The sequence below is a fragment of the Natranaeroarchaeum aerophilus genome, from assembly GCF_023638055.1.
Classification (GTDB): Archaea; Halobacteriota; Halobacteria; order Halobacteriales; family Natronoarchaeaceae; genus Natranaeroarchaeum; species Natranaeroarchaeum aerophilum.
Genome location: NZ_JAKRVY010000012.1, coordinates 12,868 through 28,216 on the forward strand (window position 1 = coordinate 12,868; position 15,349 = coordinate 28,216).

Below are 15,349 nucleotides of genomic sequence, written 5' to 3' on the forward strand. Positions count from 1 at the left end.
TTAGCTAAACATCTCGCCGAGCTGGTTGCGCCACTCCTGAATCTCTTCGACCTCGCCCTCGACGTGGTCGACGGTTCCGGCCACGTGTTCGAGATGTTCGTCGAGGTCGTCGAGTGTCTCGAACAGCTCGTCGAGGTCATCGGCGGTGTCGTCGGCCGTTCCTTCGACCGAATCGAGCCGTTCGGCGAACTCGTCCAGCTCAGTACGGATCGTCTCGACATCGCTACCGACCGAATCGAGGTCGTTCGTGACGCCGTCGATCCGCTCTGAAGCTCCTGCGACAGTTTCCTCGATACCGTCGATCCGTTCATCGAGACGCTGTTCGATCTCCGCAGCGCGTTCGTCCAGCCGCTCGTCGAACTGGTCGATCGATTCGGCGTTGGCCGTCACTGCGTGATCGACGTCGTCGAGATCGCTTCTGAAAGACTCGATATCCGCCTCGAACTCCTCGATCAACGCCTCGCCTCGGCCGTTTTCGTCCAGGAACGTTTCGAGCGCGCCAGTGTACGCGGCGACTTCCTCGAGCCGCGACTGGAGATGGTCGACCCGTGCGACAACACGGCTATCGGTTTCGGGCTCTTCGGTCGTCAGATCGAGCTCCTCACGCAGGAGCTGTTTGTCCGCTTCGTCGACGTTGCCTGCCCGGAGTTCCGATGCGAGCGCGCTTGCGACGCCTCCTGCCTCGACTTGCGCCGCGGGCTCGTCGTCGATATCGTCTTCGGGCGCTTCATCGTGGTCCTTCTGGGCATCCGACTCTTCGTCGACGTCCTCGTCAAGATCAATCTCGTCTTCGGGTTCGGCTTCCGGTTCCTCGTCGACGTCCTCGTCAAGATCAATCTCGTCTTCGGGTTCGGCTTCCGGTTCTTCGTCGACATCCTCGTCAGGATCAATCTCCTCTTCGGGTTCGGTTTCCGGTTCTTCGTCGACGTCCTCGTCAGGATCAATCTCCTCTTCGGGTTCGGTTTCCGACTCTTCGTCAATACCGAGATCGATCTCTTCATCGTCGGGTTCCTGTCCCGATTCGTCCGGTTCGGGAACGCCTTCTTCGATCCCGAGATCGATATCGGGGACATCTTCGTCTTCCGTGTCGTCATCGGCCGAATCATCCGGCTCCAGATCGACGTCTTCGAGACCAAGGTCCAGTCCGTCGTCGTCGGCTTCCGCGGCCTCCTCAGCTGGCTCTGCAGAATCGGCTTCTTCCTCGTCTTCGAGTCCGGGAACCGTCTCCGAGTCGCCGGAGATCATGTCCTTGACGGCCTGACTGCTCTCCTCGGACGCGATATCGTCGATCGACGCGTCGTCGACAGCAGCTCCGGATTCGTCTTCCTCACCCCCTTCAGTGGGACCAGCCGCCGTAATCTTCGGTTCGGTCATGAACTGGCTCGCCTCTTCGGGGCTATCGATCCGAACCCCATAGACTGTGACGAGTTCGGCCCCGGCATCGAGTTCGCGCTCGAATTCGACGGTGTGGTCCTCGAACGCCGTCCAGTTCTCGCTCTCGTACTCGGGGTGAAATCCGACGCCGTCCATCGAGAACTCGTCGGGGATGCTCTCGGACAGGCGAACTGTCGCCGAATCGTCCCGATCTGACGTGAGAGTGAACTTGACCGTCGGCACCGCGAACTCGTCCGTCTTGAACGCCTTTTCGACGGTGATGCCGTCCGCGGAAACTACGATGTCGTCCTGATACGCCTCTTCGCTCATAGCCACTCCTATCCACACCATAACCATAAAACAAACGGGCACTGATCGGCTGGTATCCCACGCCACTCGGAGCAAACACGCAAGTACGAGATGGTCAGTTACAGGTCGACGCGATCCCCGATCTCGGCGATTTCGAGCGCGGCAGGGTACTCGAACCCTCGTGCGTGATGATGCAGTACTGTCGGATCGGCAGTGAGCCCCTTCCACATGTCCCAGTGGCTTGGGAGGAACTGATCGAACTGCAGATCGCTCGCGGCCTCGATCGCCTGATTCTCGTCGTTGTACCAGCGCGTCCGGACGGGTTCACCGGTCTCCTTATCGGGGACGTTGCCGACGGTCCCGAACGCAAGAATGCCGAGGTCGATCTCGTACTCCTCGCCGATGCGGGTGAACTCGTCGCTGGGTTTGGTGTCGCCGCCGTGGAACACCGTCTTCCCCTCGTGTTCGATGACGTACGAGACCGGATGTGTGGCGTCCGCGTCGTATGCGTCCTCGACGTGAATCGTGAAACTGCCGACTTCGAGGGTATCCCCTTCACTCACTTCGACGAACTGGTCATCATCGATATCGTGATCGGCCTGCCAGTCCTCCTCGTCGCGAGCGACTGTGAGGCTGTCGTCCGGCGCGTACAGGTCCGCACCCGTCGATTCGAGGATCGGTGCCTGGGAGGGGCCGTGGACGTGGTCCGTGTGCTCGTGGGTGGCAAGAACAGCATCGGCCTCCTCGATGTCCTCGGGATTGAACGGGACCGGAATCATCCGCGTGGTTCGTGGCGGATCACCAAGTCCGACGTATGGATCGACAAACAGCGTCGTCCCATCGCTGGCTTTCATAGCGAAACCGTTGCAGCCGAGATACCAGACGGCGATGCGTTCGGGAGTAGCGTCCGCGATCGCGTTCGGGAGCCAGTCGCCCCAGTCACTTTCGATTGCCATACGGCAAACCACCGGTCAGGTCGGGCGTAAGTGTTGCGCTCTCCGGTCACAGAGAGTCCACTCCGATCAGCTCTCACACAGCGTAAGTGGAGAGCCGATTCAATCCTGACAGCAGCCGCCAGCCTGCTCGCCGAAGTCGACGTCAAGCGGTGCCGAGATCGCCTCGTTGACCGCTTCAAGCCGCGCGTCGAGTCGTTGCTGGGCTTCGAGATACTCGGACATGGTCGGCTGTGAGTGAAGCTCGCTCTGTGCCTGCTGGAGCTCCTGCAGGTCGTCCTGACCTGCATCGCCAGTCTGTCGGGCGAGCATGAACTCCTGGCGGAGCGATTCGAACTCCTGAATCTGTTCTTGCAGTTCGTCGTCCGATTCGACGGCCGCCTTCGCGGACTCGAACGCCTCGTATTCCGGGAGGTTACGGATCGCTTCGCCAAGCTCACGGCCGAGCGTCTCGATGTCGCTGTCGGGGACGGTTACGTCAGTGTCAATGCTCATACCTCGCGTTACGACTGCGAGTGTATCAACCTGCTGGTCTCCCCGATCTACTCCGAAAGAGTCGTCGCCAGATCAGCCGACCAGTGGATGTCCCCATCGTACACGACGGGGAGTTCCGCGCGAGCGAGATAGGAAACGATCTCCTCTCGCCCCAGGGTGAACTCCGATTCGTTGCCACACAGGTACGAGTACTCGTTGCCGTCGAGATAGGGGTGATAGAAGCTCCCGGTGTGCTGTGAGGAGAACTGATCGTATACCAGCAGGAACCGATCCCCGTCCTCGATTGGTTCGACCCTAGCAGTTGCGGGGATCCGATTCTCGCTTTGCGTCAGCGAATGAGTTCCATCGCCGACCACAGCGTAGTCTTTCCCCATCATGATCCGACAGCGCGCCAGCTGGAGCGCCCGTTCAATGCCGAAGCCATGCGCGAGTAGTTTTGCGAAGGTCGATCCCACTTTTACTGCATGGTCGTTGAGCACCTGCGAGAACGTCACTGCGCCGGCAACGGCCCCCTGTTCGATCAGCTCACGGCCTTCGTGATATGAGCCACACGCGTTCAGGAAGAAGGTCTCGACACGACAGCGCTCCAGCGTCGATGCCGCCATATAGCCGTCAGGACAGCGAAGCCCCTCAGTTTCACAGTGACCGATGTAATGGACGAAATCGTACTCGGACTCGAAGGTTCTGGCGAGTTGAGCACTCGTCAGCCCGTTCTCGACCGTTACATCGATCGGGAGCTGTTCACCACGCTGACGATAGATCTCGGCTACGTCTTCGTGTTCGTCCGCCATTTCGTCATCATTGAGTACCACAACGATCCCGATCCCATCGCGGTCGTCCGCCAGAAACTCCAGTCGGTTCAGGTATGCCGTCGGCGACGACCGGAACACGTCGATCGGCGTTCCTTCGGCGAGCCAGCCGTGAATACGGCCGCCCCGGAGTTCGGGTTTGAGGATATCGACCGAACTGATCTCTCCCGGCCCGCGGTGACCACGATAAAAATCATCGAGCGAACGCTCGACGAGTTCGCTGCCCGATAGCTCGGACGTTCGGGGCGTAAACACGAGGCTCATCCGATCGAGCAGAAACGGGATCGTCGAGACGTGCTCGACGGTGGGGTCGACGTATGTCGAAAGATGCCAGTCCGGGATTCGGTGCTGGATCGCGTCGTTCGCCACGGACAGATACGTCGCGAGGCGTTCAGCAGGTGTGGCGTCGTACAACACGTCGACGTCGAGACCGAGGGTGTCGAGTATACTGGCTTCCGAGAGCTCGGTCCCGTAGGGCCCCGCGTTACGGACCAGACAGTCGAGGAAGAACACCTGCCTGAGCAGACGCTCGGTCTCCCGTTCGAGCTCCGACCCGCCCGGAAGCTCCCACTCCAGATCGAGCTCCGGTACGCGGAGAACGGGTCGTGTCCGGTCGCGGACGTCGACCGAGGCCTGCAGGTAGTACGCGAGCGGTGCGAGGACAAACAGCGGCTCGAGGTCGGGCGGAGAGACGATCTCGATACCGCTGTCGGGGGTCGCTGCAACCACCTGGTCCGGCACCTCAACCTCGTCACCGGTCTGCAGGAGCGGTGGATGGCCGCGAAGCGTCGGATAGCTACGGTCAGTTCCGGGCGTCTTGTGGGATGCATGAAGATGTGAGAGCGCCGTTGCCAGGCCGCCAGGTGTTGGCGGTACTGTCAGTTTGTGGCTCGGGAGTTCGGCCCTGCTTCGAAGTCCGACCGTCGTCGGCGTGCGTTCGGGGAACTCGATCTCCACCGCGTCGTAGGTCGGCGTTCGATCGATCGAGAGCGCACTCTCGACGCGCAGATACGTCTTGATCTCGCCGTCGATATCGATCAGGTAGTCGTCCTCGGGGAGCGAAAGGGAGTCCTGATCAGCAGTGAGTTCGTGCGTTTCGCCGCCGGAGAGTGGGGTTACGTAGAGGACAGCAGCTGGTACCGAGACCTCCGACATCGAACAGGTAACCGTCGCGTCAGTCGGCCGTGGAAGTTCGGCACTCGACCGAACGAGATCCAGCCCCGGGCTGTCGATGACGAGTTCTGCGTTCCCGCCATCGAGTGCTTTGAGCCCGGCATCCGTCACTTCCCACTCGATCATTCGACTCGTAGAAAAACACTACTGGTCAATATTAGTATCGGTAGCGCGAGGTGTCAAGACATACCAGTACTCGTCGTGCGAGCGGAAGAAAGGTACAATTATACGCCATCGGCCCTCGACGTAGACGTATGAACTACGATGCCGTTCGAGAGTCCGATCCCGCGGTCGCCGACGCACTCGCCGGCGAGGTAGAACGACAGCGCAACAGCTTGCAGATGATCGCGAGCGAGAATCACGTCAGCGAGGCGGTGCTCGAAGCCCAGTCGAGCGTCCTGACGAACAACTACGCCGAGGGCTACCCCGGTGCTCGTTACTACGCGGGCTGTGAGTACGCTGACGACATCGAGGAACTCGCCATCGAGCGTGCCCACGAACTCTGGGGTGGCGACCACATCAACGTCCAGCCACACTCCGGGACGCAGGCTAACCAGGCAGTCTATCTGGCGATGCTCGATCCGGGCGACAAGATCCTCTCGCTGGATCTGACCCACGGCGGCCACCTCTCACACGGTCACCCCGCGAACTTCACCGGCCAGCTCTATGAGGTCGAACAGTACGAGGTCGACGCGGAGTCGGGCTACATCGACTACGAGGCCCTCCGTGAGCACGCCGAGGCGTTCGATCCCGATATCATCGTCTCGGGCTACTCCGCGTACCCGCGCACCGTGGAATGGGAGCAGATTCAGGCGGCAGCAGACGCTGCCGACGCACTCCATCTCGCCGACATGGCCCACATCACCGGGCTCGTCGCCGCGGGCGTCCACCCCTCTCCCGTCGGCGTCGCCGACTTCGTCACCGGTTCGACCCACAAGACGATCCGCTCGGGCCGGGGCGGCATCGTCATCTGCGACGAGGAGTACGCCGATGACATCGACAAGGCCGTCTTCCCCGGCGGGCAGGGCGGTCCGCTCATGCACAACATCGCCGGCAAGGCAGTCGGTTTCGGCGAGGCCAACTCCGAAGCATTCGATGAGTACGCCGCACAGACGATCGAGAACGCGAAAGCCCTCGGCGACCGACTACAGGAACACGGCTTCACGCTGGTTTCGGGGGGCACCGACAACCACCTCGTGCTGGTCGATCTCCGCGACTCTCACCCCGATGTCACCGGCGGCGATGCCGAGGAGGCGCTGGAGGAGGCCGGTATCGTTCTCAACGCCAACACTGTCCCCGGCGAGACGCGAAGCCCGTTCAACCCGAGTGGTATCCGCGCTGGCTCTCCCGCACTGACCACACGTGGCTTCGACACCGACGCGATGGAGACAGTCGCCGACTGTATCTCCCAGGTCGTCGATGCTGTCGCCGACGACGAAGTCGACGAAGCCATCGAAGACGTCGCGGCGACCGTCGACGACCTCTGTGCGGAGCACCCACTCTACGAGTAGCGGTCCGATCTTCCCGTGCTTTTTTGGCGACGACGCCCCGTTCTCGGCCCCAACAACCCGCTTCGAATACTGTAGTGTTAGACTTCGAAATTTGTAGTTAGTAACTTCGAAATCTGTAGTATGGGTAGTTGCAGCCAAAACACCCAACTATGGCCGGAAGTCGAATCGGGGCGAATCCTCCAGGGATGGACCGTCGTCGCGCTCCCGACCGTTCTCGAACGTAACGTAGTTGAGATAGAACGTCCGGCCACACCCATCGTCGCTGGACGTCCCCTCGGGCTGACCGATACAGACGAAGTCGATGCCGTCAGCGTCTTCGTACGCCCCTGTGGTGGACGAATACTCGTAGCCAGCGAGGGGCTCTCTGGTAACCGACTTGTCGGCCAGATACGCATCCCGATCGATCTCCACGACGGTATCACAGTAGGGGCAAGTGTACGTTACGGAAACCACACTCGCTCTAGGGCACCGACGGGTATCAGGATTGTCCCAGTGCCAACACTCGCCTCGCGACAGCACAGGCATCCCGGCCATGGGGATTTATTCATAGGTGCGTTCAACTGGGTCCCGATGGCCGAACTGGGCGTCCTCGATCTGATCGTGAAGCTACTCGCTGGCCTCGGCGTGCTCGTGTTACTCCTTGGACTCCTCGTCGACGCTGGACTGGTATTGCTTGCCGGGTTCCTGTTCGTCGTGGCGGGCGTATTTTATATCGGGATACGGATCCTCCGACAGCGCGTCGAGACGACCAGTGTGTGACTACGGCTGTTTGTCCGAAAACAGCCCGAAATCGAGGCCGACAAGAAGGGTCCCGACCGCCAACAGCAGTGTTGCAAGAACGAGTCCGAGCAAGGGGAGATCCATACCTGTCGTCGAAGCGATCAGTGTGACGCTGCCGAGTATCATCAGTCCCACACCGATTAGGAGTTCGGGATCGTCGGACAGTCCCATACGTGATCTGTGATCGGCTCGGGACTTCAATCGACCCCCGCAAGTGCTATGACTCCGTACAATGAATGATCCGCCATGATCGACGAGACAGTCGAAGAGATCGCAGACATGCAGACACACAGCGCCTCGAACGTTGCTATCAAAGCCGCCCGGGCGCTTCTGACAGTCGCAGACCGGGAAGTGACGACCGTAGAGGAGTACGAACGTGATCTGGAACGTAACGCAAGCGTCCTTCGCCGGGCGAACCCATCACACGCAATCCTCCAGAACGCGATGGCCGATATCGTGGACGCGGTCACCACTGCTGACCTCACGGATGTCGAGGATGCCAAAGCCGTTACGCGGTCGACAGTCGATACAGTGATCGAAAACGTTCGGCGCGAGAAACAGGACGCCGCAGCGAATGCGGTGCCGCTGTTCGAGGACGGCTCGACGATACTGACACACGATTACTCCTCGACCGTACTCGCAGGACTGGAACGGGCCGTCGAGGACGGGCGTGAGCTCGAAGTATACGTGACGGAGGCACGGCCACGCTATCTTGGCCGCCGGACAGCGCGTCGACTGGCCGGACTCGACGGCGTCGAGACGCATCTGATCGTCGATAGCGCTGCTGGCCACCACCTGCCGGAGTGTGATCGACTCATCACGGGGATCACGTCGATCGTGGACGAGCATATCTATAATCGGATCGGGACGTTCCCACTCGCCGCCACTGCCAACGAGGTCGGGACACCGATGGCGGCCGTCGGTGCCAGCTCGAAGATCGTTGGCAAGCGATTCGTCTTCGAGAACGAGTATCGACCCGTCAGCGAGGTGATGCGGGAGCCAGCGGAGGGGTTCAACGTCAAGAACCCAGGTTACGACGCGACACCGCTATCGCTGGTGGATACGATCATTACCGACGAGGGGGAGCTAGAGGCGTAGGGCCGCGGGTCACCCGACGCTCACCCACTCGCCCGTGGCGTCGCTTCGCTCGATCGCATCCAGCACTCGCTGTGCAGCAAGCCCGTCCTCGAAGTTGGGGTGGAACTCGCCGCCGTCGGCGACCGCAGAGAGGAATTCGTAGTTCTCGTGGACGAACGTGTGTTCCCAGCCGATAACGTGGCCCGGCGGCCACCAGTGCTCGATGTAGGGATCCGTCTCGTCCGTCACGAGGATCGTCTCGTAGCCCCGTGAGTCCTCCCGGAGAAGTTCGAGTTCGTTGAGCCGTTCGAGGGAGAATCGCAGGCTCCCTTTCGAGCCCTGGATCTCGATCGTGTGGTCGTTCTTGTGACCGTTGGCAAAGCGTGAGGCCTCGAAGGTACCCATCGCCCCGCTTTCGAACTCGGCCTGTGCGGAGTAGGCGTCGTCGACAGTGACCGGCCGCGTCTCGTCGCTGCCCTCGACCGGACGCTCGTCGACGAACGTCTGTAGCTGTCCAGAGATCCGTTCGATTTTGCCCGCCTGCTCGCCGACGAGAAAGCGCGCGAGGTCGATCGTGTGACTGCCGAGATCACCCAGCGCGCCGCTACCCGCTAGCTCGGCGTCGTTGCGCCAGGACCACGGTGCATCGGGGTCGACGAGCCAGTCCTGGAGATACCGACCGCGGATGTGATGGATCTCGCCCAGTTTGCCGTCCTCGATCAACCCCTTCGCGTATCGAAGTGCGGGGACGAAGCGGTAGTTGAACGCGCTTCCGGCGGGCACGTCGGCGTCGCGCGCCGCCTGTGCCATCTCTTCGGCGACGTCGAGCGTGGGGGCGAGCGGTTTTTCACAGAAAACTGGCGTGCCCGATTCGAGTGCGGCAATCGATGGCTCGGCATGGACGTGGTTCGGACCGAGATTGTAGAAGACGTCGACCTCGTCGATCTCCTCGGCCCAGTCGGTCGACGTTCTGGTAAAGCCCAGTTGGTCGGCGGCGTCGGCCAGTGCCGCCTCGTCGCGGCCGATCAGGACGTCGCGCTCGACGTCCGGTGCGTCCTCGAAAAACATCGGCAGTCGTGCTAGCGCGTTCGCGTGAGCCTGTCCCATGAACCGATAGCCGAGTACCCCGACCTGCAGTGTCATAGAAAGACCTTCGTTGCGTCTGATAATTAGTGGTTTGGTACATCGTGGAGGCCCACGGATCCGCTGTGATCAGTCGGCTGCGCTCCCACGAGGGTCACGCCGTAATTCGGTATTCGATCGCCCCGATTCCGGGGATGTGGAGAGTGCGTGTCCGACGTCGATCGGCCTCGGACCGAGTCACGAGATGATACCGAATACTCAGTACGGTACCGACAACTGCGGTGATCGCTACGGCACTTGCGATCGGATAACTCAGCACGGCGAAGATACCGATGATGAGCCCGAGGAGTGCAATCATTCCCCCGAGCGTTGGTGGTTCAGGCGGTCGCGACGGTAGTCCCTGTTTTGGCTGTGGTGGGATTGTCATATCAACTGCTACGGTTTGCGGGGATAAAAACCTTTCAGATTACAGATAATTATAGAGAATTGTTAGCATTGTCCAAGCAAAGATCTTCAACATTAGGCCTTCTAAAGTAGTTTAATGGTTACCATGCTAACGGTAGACAACTAGTCGGTATTTTTACCTGACGAGCCTCGTTATCAGTGCAGCGAGTGTCGCCGTCACCGCCGTCCCGATACTGATACCGACGAGTGCCCCGACCGAGAGCGTCGCACCGATGCCGCCGATGTCGACGAGGAGTGCGAGCAGATATACGACCAGACTCGTGACGACGGATCCAAACGCCGCTCCGAGACCCGCTGCGAGCAAGACGGCGTCACGCTCTGCGTTGAACGTCAGTCCAGTCAGCGTACCAGTCCCGAGTGCAACGAGGGGAAGTAGCAGGACTGCGAACCCGAGCGCCGTTTGTGCCGCGAACGAGTTGATACCAGCCACACCGGAGAGCGCCCCGACCAAAAGACCGCTCACTCCGAAGCCGATACCCGCCACCAAAAATAGTCCCGCAGATCGTCCGATATGCTGTTGTGTACGCGGTCGCTTGAGGATTTCTTCGAGCCGACGTATCCGTTGCTCTATCTTTTCTCCTACTCCCGATCCGTCCTCGATATCCGCACTGTCTACTGCCATGCCGAGAGAATCTCGTTAGTCCACCATTATAAGTACGGCGTTATATCAGAACGTTGGAAAGTAAATGAACCGTTTCGGCCACTATCTGTGAGTGATCGTTGCTATCGGGTACTAACACTATATTACCGGCAACAACGAGATCGAAAGGGAAGACTACTGCCGACTCACGCCCAGAACGCGTCGCCGGGTTGGGAGTCGAAGACGGCACGATCCAGCATCTCGACGGCCTTCTCTAGACCCTCTATCGAGGAGGTCAACGAGTCCTCGTGCTCGATCGAGAGCGCACCGTCGTAGCCGACCATCCGGAGCGTCGAAACGACGTCTTTCCAGTGTAGCTCCCCGTGACCATAGCCGATGGACCGGAACAGCCAGGACCGCTCGGCTTCCTCGGTGTACGGCGTCGTGTCGAGGACGCCCTTCTCACGGGCCTGCTCCTCGTAGACACGGGTGTCCTTGGCGTGGAAGTGATGAATTGCATCTTCTTCGCCCAGCAGGCGGATCGCATCCGTGATCTCGATACCCTGCCAGTAGAGATGTGAGGGATCGAAGTTCGCGCCGATCCGATCGTTGGTGGCCTCGCGCAGGCGAAGCAGACCGTGTGGCTCGTAGACGAGCATGTTGGGATGCATTTCGATGGCGACATCGACACCGTGGGTTGCCGCGTGCTCGGCGATCTCCGCCCAGTAAGGAATCGCTACTTCCTCCCACTGGTACTCGTGGGCGTCCGCGTGTTCGCCCGGCCACGGAGCAGTGACCCAGTTGGGCGTCTCGTCGTTCGGACTGCCAGCGGGAAGCCCGGAGAAACAGGTCACCGTGTTCACGTCGAGCTGTCCGGCGAGTTCGATCGCTTCCCGGAGTTCGGTATCGGCCTCCGTAGCGCGATCCTCGTCGGGATGGATCGGGTTGTTGTGGGTCGCGAGTGCGCTGATGCGCATGTCGTGCTGGTCGAGTAGCTCGGCGAGCTCGGCCTGTGCGTCCTCGTCGTCCAGGTACGCACGACGGTCGAGGTGGTCGTCACCGGGCCAGCCGCCGACGCCCGGCTCGACGGCGTCGACACCGATATCGTCGAGATATGCGAGCGCTTCCGAGAGCGACCTGTCGTACAGCGGTGGGGTATGTACACCGATCTCCATGCGTGATACATCAGCAGTCACCGAGAAAAAACTTCGGAGCCTCCTCAGTTCGTCGGCGGTTCAGTCGGCAGTTCGTCGTCGATCCCGACTGCGTGTTCCGCCTCGCTGGAGCGATAGATCGCATCGATGACCCGCTGGACAGTGAGTGCCTGCTCGACAGTGTTCAACTCGGGGGGTTCACCTGCTGCAACCGCTTCCAGAAATGCCGCCTGCTCCTCAGTATGAGCGTTGTGTTCCTGCACTTCGACGTCGGTCGTTTTCAGGTTGTGCGCGCCGCGCTGGTCCGCATCGTAGAGCGTGAGGTCACCGCTCGATTTGTCGAACCGTGCCCCTCCATCGGTGCCGCGAACGTAGAACTCCTGGCTCGGCGGGCGATTCGTCGCCCACGCCACCTCCAGCGAGACCGTCTGACCGTCCGCACAACGGATCAGCGCAGTCGCGGAGTCGTCGACGTCGAACGCGTCGGCTCCCCGATCCTCGCCCCACATCGTCACGTACGAGTACTCCTCGTCGGTACCGAACTCGGCGCGAGTCTGGCCGCTGACTTCGACGACGTCCGGGTAGTCGAGACAGTGTAGCGCGAGATCGAGTGCGTGAACGCCGATATCGATGAGCGCACCGCCACCCGACACCGATTTGTCGGTAAACCACGAGCCCCGCCCGGGAATGCCACGTCGCCGGATGTAGTTCGCTTCGACGTGAGAAACGTCGCCGAACGTCCCCGACTCCGCCTCCTCCTTGATGATCTGTGCCTGATGGTGAAATCGCGTGTGGAAGCCGACCATACAGAACCCGTCGGCATCCCGTGCCGCTGTCGCGATCCGCTCGGCGCTTTCGAGCGTGTGTGCAAGCGGCTTTTCGAGCAACACGTCGAGGCCCGCCTCGAGCGCGTCGACCGCGTACTCCTCGTGGAACCGGTTCGGCGTGGTGACGATTACGGCGTCGACCTGCTCGAACAGGTCGGTGTGATCCTCGTACGTAGGAACCTCATACTCCTCGGAAAAGGCCGCTCTGGCGTCCTCGTCGATGTCGACGCCGCCGACGATCGTCGCACCCGCGTCGACGAGCTTGTTCGCGTGGTGATACGCGATGTTTCCAAGCCCAACGATTCCGACGCGCACGTCGTTTCGATCCATGGAGACATATGAGGTGGTGAGCCGTTTAACTCTTTCAGATCCGTGTATCGGCTGTATTCAACTATTTGAGCCCATCTATCTGGGGATTTCTCGGTCCCAGACGACCGACGGACCCGGTGGACCGATATCCGACCACTCGGTCGCCACCCGTGGTCATACTTTTAACAGTAGCCCACTAAACGGGCCAGTATGGAACAGTTCGACAAATTCGTCTCGTCGACGACGTTACGCGAAGAGAACGATTCGATCAAGCTGTACCAGAACACGGTTGCACTGGCCTGTCCGGCCTGTGAGGAACCGTTCGACGACATGGTCGTCTGCAAAAACGAGTTCACCAGCCTCAACCAGACGATGCCGCTGGACCTCTGTGCGACGGTCCACGACGGCACGCCGGTGCTGTTCACGCACAAGCCCTGATTACTGGGTAAAGCGTTCCCAGAACGGCTCGAACTCCTCGTCGTCCTCGGTGAGCCGCTGCCACTCGGCCAGCCCTCGCTCCTCGCGAGTTCCGGGAATGGTGTTGTCGAGAACGAGCGCGGCGAGACCGCCGACCGCCATGCCGGTCGAGCCGATCACGAAGACCGTGTCGGCGATCACGCGCTCGCTCAGCACTGGCCCGAGCACGGCGACGCCCTCCAGCATCGTACCGAACTGGTCTGCGTTCTCGAAGTTCCCCATGTACTCGGGGATCGTCAGACCAACGAACATGGCAAAGCCGATCACGAAGACGTTTCGCGAGGAGTCCAGATCGACGTGTTTCAGGTTCGAGAGACCAACCGCGACGATCTGGGCGAACATTGCAACAAAGAGACCGCCCACGATGGGGTCGGGAATCGTCGCGATCAGCTGGCCGAAGTAGCCGATAAAGCCGACGAACAGCATGATCACCGCGCCGACCTGGACGACGTATCGCGAGGCGACGCCGGTCAGGCCGATCGCGCCGATGTTCTCGGAGTACGACGTCGAGCCGCTGGTACCCATGATCCCCGAGAAGACGTTCATCAGCCCCTCCATCCCGATCCCGTGGTTGATCCGCTGCTCGCTCGGCGCGGCGGAGCCGGTGATGTTTGCGACGGCGTAGTAATCACCGAGGCTCTCGACGATGGAGGCAAGCACGCCCGCGAACATGCCGATGACGAACGCGGCCGTCACTTCCGGCATTCCCCACTGGAAGGGATAGATCGGCAGGATGAACGTCGTGTCCGTGACCTGACCGAGCGGGACGTAGCCGGGATGGCCGTCGCCGAAGGTTCCCTGCACGGAGAGTCCTGCAGCGACGATCCACGAGATCGCAAGCGCCAGAATGACGGGATACAGTTTGAACGCCCGGTGTTTGATGTCCAGATACTGTGAGAAGGCGACGATCAGGCCGACTGTCAGACCGAGGAGCAACCAGCTCTGTTCGGACGAGGTGATCTGTGGTGCATCGAAGAGGGCAAGCCCAATTAGCATGATGGTCGGCGCGATAACGACCGGCGAGAGGAACCGTTTAAGTTTGCCAACCAGCCCGAAGTACCCCATCAAGACCTGTACCAGGGCGGCGACGATGATCGCACCCTGTAGCTGGACGATCGCGTCCTGCCAGTTATTGGTGGGTACTGCTGTGATGACGACCACAATCGCGATCGCTGGCGCGAGCATCGAAAAGGGAGCACCCTGCACGATCGGATAGCGGTTCCCGAACGTCGTCTGGGCGAGTGTGGCGATACCCGAGACGACGAAGAACGTGCCAACGAACTGCGCGGTGATGTCCGGTGGCATCCCCATGTAATCGGCCAGAATCAGCGGCACAGCGATGTTGGCCCCGACCATCGTAAGGTAGTGTTGCACGCCGAGCACGGCAGACTCGCCTGCTGGCGGTTTCTCGTCGATCCCGTATTCGATCGCATCACTGGGATCGAGCCCCTCGGTTCCGGTAATCGATTCGTCCGACATACTGTTGCTGTCGCTGTAATTTCGGAGGTGGGTAAAAGGGGTGTTGATCCATCGTCGGGAGTATCGTTAAACCCCTGGGCCGCCGATACTCCTCCATGTACACGAAAGTCAACTACGAGGAGGTCGACCCGGTCGGGGAGGCGATGCACCTGCTCCGTGAACCGCTTGACACCGAGCAGGTCGGCGTGACCGTCGCTCGGTGTCCGCCGGGCTGGAAGTCAGTACCCCACGAACACACCGACAACGACCACGAGGAGGTCTACGTGCTGATCGAGGGCGCGGCCGACGTGATCGTCGACGACGAGCGGGTGCCAATGTCCGAAGGCGATGCGATCCATATCCCGCCGGAATCGACGAGACAGATCGAAAATGGCGATGCCGAAAGCGCGTTCGTACTGGTGAGCGGTCCGGAAGGGCTAGAGGGCGAGGGCGGGGTCGAACACGAGTGGATCATCGACGGCTTCAGCGGCTGACCGGGGGTTCTTTCCCATCGC

Annotated in this window: 17 protein-coding genes; 5 read left to right on the forward strand and 12 right to left on the reverse strand. The window is 60.8% G+C overall.

Annotation, left to right across the window (positions count from 1 at the left end; genetic code table 11):
* The 4 genes from AArcSt11_RS15370 to AArcSt11_RS15385 form a co-directional block, all read right to left on the reverse strand.
* The gene (locus tag AArcSt11_RS15370; protein WP_250598384.1) at positions 1–1,704 is read right to left on the reverse strand and encodes a hypothetical protein; all 1,704 of its coding nucleotides are present in this window, start codon (positions 1,702–1,704) and stop codon (positions 1–3) included.
* A 98-nt stretch (positions 1,705–1,802) separates the two neighbouring features.
* Positions 1,803–2,639 (reverse strand): MBL fold metallo-hydrolase, encoded by an 837-nt coding sequence (locus AArcSt11_RS15375; protein ID WP_250598385.1) that lies wholly within the window; start codon positions 2,637–2,639, stop codon positions 1,803–1,805.
* 99 nt (positions 2,640–2,738) lie between these two features.
* Positions 2,739–3,131 carry a YlbF/YmcA family competence regulator gene (locus AArcSt11_RS15380; RefSeq protein WP_250598388.1) on the reverse strand — a complete coding sequence of 131 codons (393 nt, stop codon included), beginning with the start codon at positions 3,129–3,131 and terminating at the stop codon, positions 2,739–2,741.
* Between the two features lie 47 nt (positions 3,132–3,178).
* Positions 3,179–5,239, reverse strand: coding sequence for a hypothetical protein (locus AArcSt11_RS15385; RefSeq protein WP_250598390.1), 2,061 nt, complete (start codon positions 5,237–5,239; stop codon positions 3,179–3,181).
* Between the two features lie 128 nt (positions 5,240–5,367).
* Between AArcSt11_RS15385 and glyA the strand changes: the two genes are divergently transcribed.
* A complete protein-coding gene (gene glyA, locus AArcSt11_RS15390) occupies positions 5,368–6,624 on the forward strand; it encodes a serine hydroxymethyltransferase (protein ID WP_250598392.1) in 1,257 nt (418 codons plus the stop codon).
* Positions 6,625–6,771: 147 nt separating this feature from the next.
* On the opposite strand, the gene AArcSt11_RS15395 is transcribed toward glyA, so the two are convergent.
* Positions 6,772–7,077, reverse strand: coding sequence for a DUF7969 family protein (locus AArcSt11_RS15395; protein WP_250598394.1), 306 nt, complete (start codon positions 7,075–7,077; stop codon positions 6,772–6,774).
* A gap of 117 nt (positions 7,078–7,194) precedes the next feature.
* On the opposite strand from AArcSt11_RS15395, the gene AArcSt11_RS15400 reads away from it, so the two are divergent.
* The gene (locus AArcSt11_RS15400; protein WP_238479616.1) at positions 7,195–7,383 is read left to right on the forward strand and encodes a hypothetical protein; all 189 of its coding nucleotides are present in this window, start codon (positions 7,195–7,197) and stop codon (positions 7,381–7,383) included.
* Here the strand turns inward: AArcSt11_RS15400 and AArcSt11_RS15405 are convergent, their stop codons facing one another.
* On the reverse strand, positions 7,384–7,575 hold the full coding sequence (locus AArcSt11_RS15405) for a hypothetical protein (protein WP_250598396.1): 192 nt from the start codon (positions 7,573–7,575) through the stop codon (positions 7,384–7,386).
* A gap of 75 nt (positions 7,576–7,650) precedes the next feature.
* Between AArcSt11_RS15405 and AArcSt11_RS15410 the strand changes: the two genes are divergently transcribed.
* A complete protein-coding gene (locus tag AArcSt11_RS15410) occupies positions 7,651–8,502 on the forward strand; it encodes an eIF2B alpha/beta/delta subunit family protein (protein WP_250598399.1) in 852 nt (283 codons plus the stop codon).
* Positions 8,503–8,511: 9 nt separating this feature from the next.
* Here the strand turns inward: AArcSt11_RS15410 and AArcSt11_RS15415 are convergent, their stop codons facing one another.
* The 5 genes from AArcSt11_RS15415 to AArcSt11_RS15435 form a co-directional block, all read right to left on the reverse strand.
* Positions 8,512–9,624 (reverse strand): Gfo/Idh/MocA family protein, encoded by a 1,113-nt coding sequence (locus AArcSt11_RS15415; RefSeq protein WP_250598401.1) that lies wholly within the window; start codon positions 9,622–9,624, stop codon positions 8,512–8,514.
* 94 nt (positions 9,625–9,718) lie between these two features.
* Positions 9,719–9,991 (reverse strand): hypothetical protein, encoded by a 273-nt coding sequence (locus tag AArcSt11_RS15420; RefSeq protein ID WP_250598403.1) that lies wholly within the window; start codon positions 9,989–9,991, stop codon positions 9,719–9,721.
* A gap of 153 nt (positions 9,992–10,144) precedes the next feature.
* Positions 10,145–10,651 (reverse strand): hypothetical protein, encoded by a 507-nt coding sequence (locus AArcSt11_RS15425; RefSeq protein WP_250598405.1) that lies wholly within the window; start codon positions 10,649–10,651, stop codon positions 10,145–10,147.
* Positions 10,652–10,815: 164 nt separating this feature from the next.
* Positions 10,816–11,784: a sugar phosphate isomerase/epimerase family protein gene (locus AArcSt11_RS15430; RefSeq protein WP_250598407.1), complete on the reverse strand. Its 969-nt coding sequence runs from the start codon at positions 11,782–11,784 to the stop codon at positions 10,816–10,818.
* Between the two features lie 44 nt (positions 11,785–11,828).
* Positions 11,829–12,920 carry a Gfo/Idh/MocA family protein gene (locus tag AArcSt11_RS15435; RefSeq protein ID WP_250598409.1) on the reverse strand — a complete coding sequence of 364 codons (1,092 nt, stop codon included), beginning with the start codon at positions 12,918–12,920 and terminating at the stop codon, positions 11,829–11,831.
* 189 nt (positions 12,921–13,109) lie between these two features.
* Between AArcSt11_RS15435 and AArcSt11_RS15440 the strand changes: the two genes are divergently transcribed.
* Positions 13,110–13,337, forward strand: a complete 228-nt coding sequence (locus AArcSt11_RS15440) for a DUF7385 family protein (protein ID WP_238479640.1) — start codon at positions 13,110–13,112, stop codon at positions 13,335–13,337.
* Here AArcSt11_RS15440 and AArcSt11_RS15445 read toward each other — a convergent pair whose 3' ends face one another.
* Positions 13,338–14,855 carry a uracil-xanthine permease family protein gene (locus AArcSt11_RS15445; RefSeq protein ID WP_250598411.1) on the reverse strand — a complete coding sequence of 506 codons (1,518 nt, stop codon included), beginning with the start codon at positions 14,853–14,855 and terminating at the stop codon, positions 13,338–13,340.
* 95 nt (positions 14,856–14,950) lie between these two features.
* Between AArcSt11_RS15445 and AArcSt11_RS15450 the strand changes: the two genes are divergently transcribed.
* Positions 14,951–15,328 (forward strand): cupin domain-containing protein, encoded by a 378-nt coding sequence (locus AArcSt11_RS15450; RefSeq protein ID WP_238479638.1) that lies wholly within the window; start codon positions 14,951–14,953, stop codon positions 15,326–15,328.
* Positions 15,329–15,349: the final 21 nt, after the last annotated feature.